Genomic DNA, 6,391 nt, shown 5'->3' on the forward strand with positions numbered 1-6,391 from the left:
CAAGGGCGTGATGATCGAGCACCGCAACGCCTGCAACCTGTTGCACTGGGCACTGCACGCCTTCGACGCCGCCAGCCTGCGTGACAGCCTGTTCGCCACGTCGATCAACTTCGATCTGGCAGTCTTCGAGTACTTCGTGCCGCTGGCCGCCGGCGCGACCCTGCACGTGGCCACCAATGCCCTGGCGCTGCTCGACCGCCCCGTGCCGGTGACGCTGATCAACAGCGTGCCTTCGGCGCTCGATGCGCTGGTCGGCGCCCAGGCGATTCCCGCGTCGACGCAGGTGGTCAACCTCGCGGGTGAACCCCTCAAGCGGGGACTGGTGGAGCAAATTTTTGCCAACAGCGCCGTACAGCGGCTGTGCAACCTGTACGGCCCTTCGGAAACCACTACCTATTCGACGTGGGTGTCCATGGACCGTGACCAGGGTTTCGTGCCGGGTATCGGTCGGCCGCTGGACAATACCCGGGTGTACCTGCTCGACGCCCATCGCCAGTTGGTGCCCTTGGGAGTCACCGGCGAGATCTACATCGGTGGCGCCGGGGTGGCGCGGGGCTACCTGAATCGGCCAGCGCTGACCGAGGAGCGTTTCGTCCAGGACCCGTTCGCCAGCGAAGCCGGCGCGCGAATGTACCGCACCGGCGACCTCGGTCGATGGACGCCCGACGGGCAGTTGTTGTACCTGGGCCGCAACGACTTCCAGGTCAAGGTACGTGGCTATCGCATCGAATTGGGCGAAATCGAAAGTACCCTCAGCCGGGTGCGGGGGGTGCAGCACGCGGTGGTCATCGCCCGCCAGGACGTGCCAGGCGATCCGCGCCTGGTGGCGTATTGGGTGATGCAGCCCGGGGCCCCGGTGAGCGAGGCGCAATTACGCGATGCCCTGGCCGCGGCGCTGCCCGAATACATGCAGCCCGGTGCCTATGTGGCCTTGCCGGCGCTGCCCCTGACCCCGAATGGCAAACTCGATCGCAGTGCCTTGCCGGCCCCGGATCAGGCGGTCGACGGCCACTTCGAGGCCCCCCAGGGCCCGTTGGAGACCCAACTGGCGGCGATCTGGGGCCGCCTGCTGGGCCTGGCGCAGGTCAGCCGTCAGGCGCATTTTTTCCAATCCGGCGGTCATTCGCTGCTGGCCGTGCAACTGGTTTCCCAACTGCGCCAACAGCTGCGGATCGAGCTGCCCCTGGCCAGCGTCTTCGAACACCCGACCTTACAACAGCAGGCGCGGGCCATCGAAGCCTTGGCCGCGTCCGGCCACCTTGGCGCTGCGCCGATCCCGGCCGTTGCCCGGCAGGCGCCATTGCCGCTGTCGTTCGCCCAGCAACGCCTGTGGTTCATCGCCCACCTGGATGCCCAGGCCAGTGCTGCCTACCACATGGCCGGCGGTTTGCGCCTGCGCGGCGAATTGCACGAGCCGGCGTTGCGCGCCGCACTGTCGCGCATCGTCGAGCGGCATGAAGCCCTGCGTACGCGGTTCGTCACCGAAGGCGGCGAGCCCTGCCAAGTCATCGATTCGCCAGCGGATTTCCTCCTGCGCAGCGTCGATCTGCGGGGCCAGCCCGTCACGGCGTTTCAGGCCCATTGCGTCGAAGCCGCCGAGGCACCTTTCGACCTGGCACGGGGCCCGCTGATCCGCGGCTGTCTGTTGCGCCTGGCCGACCAGGAGCACGTGCTGCTGGTGACCTTGCATCATATCGTCGGCGATGCCTGGTCGCTGGGCGTGCTCACCCGTGAGCTGAGCGAACTCTACCGAGCGTTCATCCAGGACCGCGCCGATCCGCTGCCGCCACTGGCGATCCAGTACGCCGATTACGCGCTGTGGCAGCGCTCTCCCCGACAGGTCCAACGGGTCAGCGAACAACTGGACTACTGGCGCGCGCAACTCGCCGACGCGCCGGCGTTGTTGCAGTTGACGCTGGATCGGCCGCGGCCGGCGCAGCAGGACTTCACCGGTGCCAGTCTCGACGTGAGCATGGAGGCGGCATTGGTGCAGGCCCTCAGGCAGCTGAGCGAGCGCCATGGCAACACCCTGTTCATGACCGTGCTGGCCGCCTGGTCGGTGGTCCTGGCACGCCTTTCCGGGCAGGACGACGTGGTGATCGGCTCGGTACTGGCCAACCGCACCCGCGCCGAAATCGAGCCGCTGATCGGCTTCTTCGTCAACACCCAGGCCCTGCGGGTGCGGTTTGGCGAAGTCGAGCGGGTGGACCAGCTGCTGGCCCAGGTGCGACGCACCGCCCTGGACGCCCAGGCGCACCAGGACGTCGCCTTCGAGCAGATAGTTGAGGCCTTGAATCCAACGCGTTCGCTGGCTCACAGCCCGATCTTCCAAGTCATGTTCGCCTGGCAGAACGCGCCGCAGCCGAGCCTGGAACTGGGCACCCTGGAGCTGACACCGCTGACCACCGCCGAAGACAGCGCCAAGTTCGACATGACCCTGAACCTGCACGAGCGCGACGGCATGATCGCCGGCCGCCTGACCTACGCCACCGCTCTGTTTGACGAGGCCACCGTGCAACGGCATTGGCAGGCGCTGTGCACCACTCTGCAAGCGATGGTCAACGATGACCGGCAGGCGCTCGACGGCCTGTCGATCCTTGGTGAAGACGAACGCTATCAGGTGTTGCAGGGTTTCAATGACACGGCCCACGACTACCCCGCCGCCGAATCCTTGCACAGCCTCTTCGAGGCCCAGGCCCGCCGTCGCCCCGAAGCCACGGCGATCCAGGACGACGCCGGTTCCATAAGCTACCGCCAGCTCGATCAGCGCGCCGAGCAACTGGCTGACTGGCTGGCCGCCCAGGGTATTGGCGACGGCGCCCGGGTGGCGCTGTGCCTGGAGCGTGGCCCGCGCCTGATCATGGCAATCCTGGCAATCTTGAAGAATGGTGCGACCTACGTGCCCATCGACACCGCCACCCCGGCGCAGCGCCAGCGCGCCCTGCTCGAGGATTGCGCCAGCGCCTGGTTGCTCGCTGACGAATGGCCGGACGCGCCACTGGACACTGCCATGGCGTGCCGGGTGCTGGTCCCGTGGGACTCGGACCTGTCCCTGGACGATGACGCGCCCCCGCGCCAAGTCAACGCAGCGCTAGCGAATGCTCCTGCCTACATCATGTACACCTCCGGTTCCACTGGCTTGCCCAAAGGCGTGCAGGTGCCGCACCGCGCCGTGACCCGACTGGTGCGCAACAACGGCTTTGCCGACTTCAGCGCCCAGGATCGCATCGCCCTGGCCGCCAACCCGGCCTTTGACGCCAGCACCCTGGAAATCTGGGGTGCCCTGCTCAACGGTGGCTGCCTGGTGGTCTGCCCGCGCCAGACCGTGCTCGACGCCGAGCGTTTGAATGAACACCTGTTGCGCCACGAAGTCAGCGTGCTGTGGCTCACCGCCGGGTTGTTCCACCAGTTCGCCGAGACTCTGGCCCCGGCCTTCGCCGCCCTGCGCTTGCTGATGGTGGGCGGTGATGTGCTGGACCCGCGCTGCATCGAGCGGGTGCTGCGCCAGTCGCCTCCCGGGCAGTTGCTTAACGGCTACGGCCCCACCGAAAGCACCACCTTCGCCACCACCCACCGCATCACGCTAGAGGATGCGCTGGCGGGCGACATTCCCATCGGCCGCCCCATTGGCAATACCCAGGTCTACGTCCTCGATGAGCGGCGCCAGCCGCTGCCCATCGGCGTCGCTGGGGAGCTGTACATCGGTGGCGACGGGCTGGCCCTCGGTTATCTGAACCAGGCGCAATTGAGCGAAGAGCGCTTCGTCGCCAACCCTTTCACCCCGGGGACGCGGCTGTACCGCACCGGTGATCTGGTGCGCTGGCGAGCCGACGGCGTACTGATGTTCCTGGGACGCAACGACCTGCAGGTCAAGGTCCGCGGTTTCCGCATCGAGCTGGGGGAAATCGAAGCACAGCTCAAGGCGCTGCCCGGCATTACCGAAGCGGTGGTGCGGGTCGACGCCCAGCAGCGCTTGTTGGCCTATTTCAGCGCGACCCAGGCTCAACAGCCCAATGAACTACGGGCCCGCTTGGCCGCGGTGTTGCCCGACTACATGCTGCCGGCGGCCTTTGTGCACGTGGAGGCTTTCAGCCTGACCGCCAATGGCAAACTCGACCGCCGCGCCCTGCCCGAGCCCAGTGAAGACCACTTCGCCTTGCAGCGCTACGAAGCACCGCAAGGGCCGGTGGAAAGTCGTCTCGCCGAGTTGTGGGCGCAAACCCTCGGTGTGCCGCGAGTAGGACGCCAGGACAATTTCTTTGCCCTGGGCGGGCATTCGCTGCTGGCGGCGCAGTTGGTCGAGCAGTTGCGGGTGGACGGTTGGGCCATCGATGTACGGACCCTGTTCGGCGCCCCCACAGTCGGCGCACTCGCGGCGATCCTGACCGAACACGGCGAGACGCCGGCCGATGCGCTTGACGTACCAGGCGGCGCCTTGCCGGCGGGCTGCACCCGGATCACTCCGGACCTGCTGCCCTTGGTGGACCTGACCCAGGCACAGATCGACCGGATCGTTGCCAATGTTGAAGGGGGCGCGGCCAACGTACAGGACATCTACCCCTTGGCCCCCTTGCAGGAAGGCCTGTTTTTTCATTATCTCTTGCAAGACCGGGGCGACACCTACCTGCTGCACACCACCCTGGCGTTTGACCAGGAGACCGGCCTGGACGCGTTCTGCGACGCCTTGCAACGGGTCATCGAGCGTCACGACATCCTGCGCACCGCCCTGGCCTGGGAAGACCTGGAGCAAGCGGTGCAGGTGGTCTGGCGCAGCGCGCCGCTGCCGGTCGAGGTCTTGCGCATCACTCAGGACGATGCGCTGGCGCAGTTGCAAGCCCACACCGATTCCCGCCAGCGCCGCCTGGACATCCGCCAGGCACCGTTGCTGCGAGTGGTCAAGGCATTCGACGCCGCGCAGCAGCGCTGGCTGTTGCAGGTCTTGCACCATCATCTGGTGCTGGACCACACCACCCTGGAGCGCATGGTCGAAGAAATCGTCCTGATTCAACAGGACCAGGACAGCGCACTGGGCCAACCGGTGCCGTTCCGCCGCTTCGTCGCGCACGCCCGGCGGAGTCAGGACAGCATCCGGCAGCAGGCATTTTTCCAATCGATGCTGGCCGACGTCAGCGAGCCCACGGCCCCGTTCGGCCTGCTCGATGTGCAGAACACCGGCGCCCTCGACGAAGTGCGCGCCCCCCTCGAACCGACGCTGGCAACCGCCCTGCGCCAGGCCGCACGTCGGCACCGGGTGGGTGTGGCCAGCCTCTTCCACCTGGCCATGGCGCTGGTGTTGGGCAAGGCCACCGGCCGCGCTGACGTAGTGTTCGGCACGGTGTTGCTGGGGCGCCTGCAAGGGGTGCAAGGCGCCGACCAGGCCTTGGGCGTGTTCATCAATACCCTGCCGCTGCGCATCGGTTTTGCCCAGCGTTCGGTGGTCGACAGCCTGCAACACACCCACCAGGCGTTGTCGGCGCTGCTCGAACACGAGCACACGCCACTGACCCTGGCCCAGCGCTGCAGCGGCGTGCCGTCCGGTACGCCGCTGTTCTGCGCGTTGCTTAATTTCCGCTACAGCCTGGAAGACACCCCGCACCAGCAGGTGGAGGGCATGCATGTGCTCAGCACCGCCGAGCGCACCAACTATCCCTTCACCTTTTCGGTGGACGACCTGGGCCAGGGCTTCAACCTGACGGCGCAGATCGCCGGCACGGTAGGCGCGCAACGGGCCTGGAACTTCATACACTGTGCACTGGCCAGCCTTGTCGAAGCCTTGGACACCGACCCGCAGCGGCCTGCCCGCACCCTCGACGTACTGCCGGCGCAAGAACGCCAGCAACTGGCGCGGTTCAACGCCACCCAGCGCACTCAACCCGAGCGCGCCCTGCTGCACGAGCGCATCGAAGCCCAGGCGCGTCTTACGCCGGGGGCGGTGGCGGTACGTTGCAAGGGTCGTGAGCTGACCTATGCCCAACTGGAACGCCAGGCCCAGCTTCTGGCCCGGCACCTGCAGGCACTCGGCGTCGGTCCCGACCAGCGAGTCGGTATCCATCTGCGCCGCAGCCCGGAACTGATCGTCGCGCTGTTCGCCGTGCTCAAGGCTGGCGGCGCCTATGTTCCGTTGGACCCGGCGTACCCGGCCCAGCGCCTGGCCTACATGCTCGAAGACAGTGCCCCGGTGGCAGTGCTGGCAATGGGCGATGCGCCGCTGACGCTGACCCTCGCCAACGATTGCCAGCGCCTGAACGTCGACGAGGTGCTGCGCGACGGCGCCGCAGCGCAGGGTGACGCGCCGTTGGGCACGGGGCTTGAGCCCCATCACCTGGTCTACATGATCTACACGTCCGGTTCCACCGGGCAGCCCAAGGGCGTGATGATCGAGCACCGCAAC

General features: G+C 67.0%; 1 protein-coding gene. It reads left to right on the forward strand.

Annotation, left to right across the window (positions count from 1 at the left end):
• Positions 1-6,391, forward strand: a 6,391-nt coding sequence (locus tag N005_RS01705; RefSeq protein ID WP_047698856.1) for a non-ribosomal peptide synthetase, incomplete at both ends; no start/stop codon positions are given.

The sequence above is a fragment of the Pseudomonas mediterranea CFBP 5447 genome (assembly GCF_000774145.1).
In the GTDB taxonomy this organism is placed as follows: domain Bacteria; phylum Pseudomonadota; class Gammaproteobacteria; order Pseudomonadales; family Pseudomonadaceae; genus Aquipseudomonas; species Aquipseudomonas mediterranea.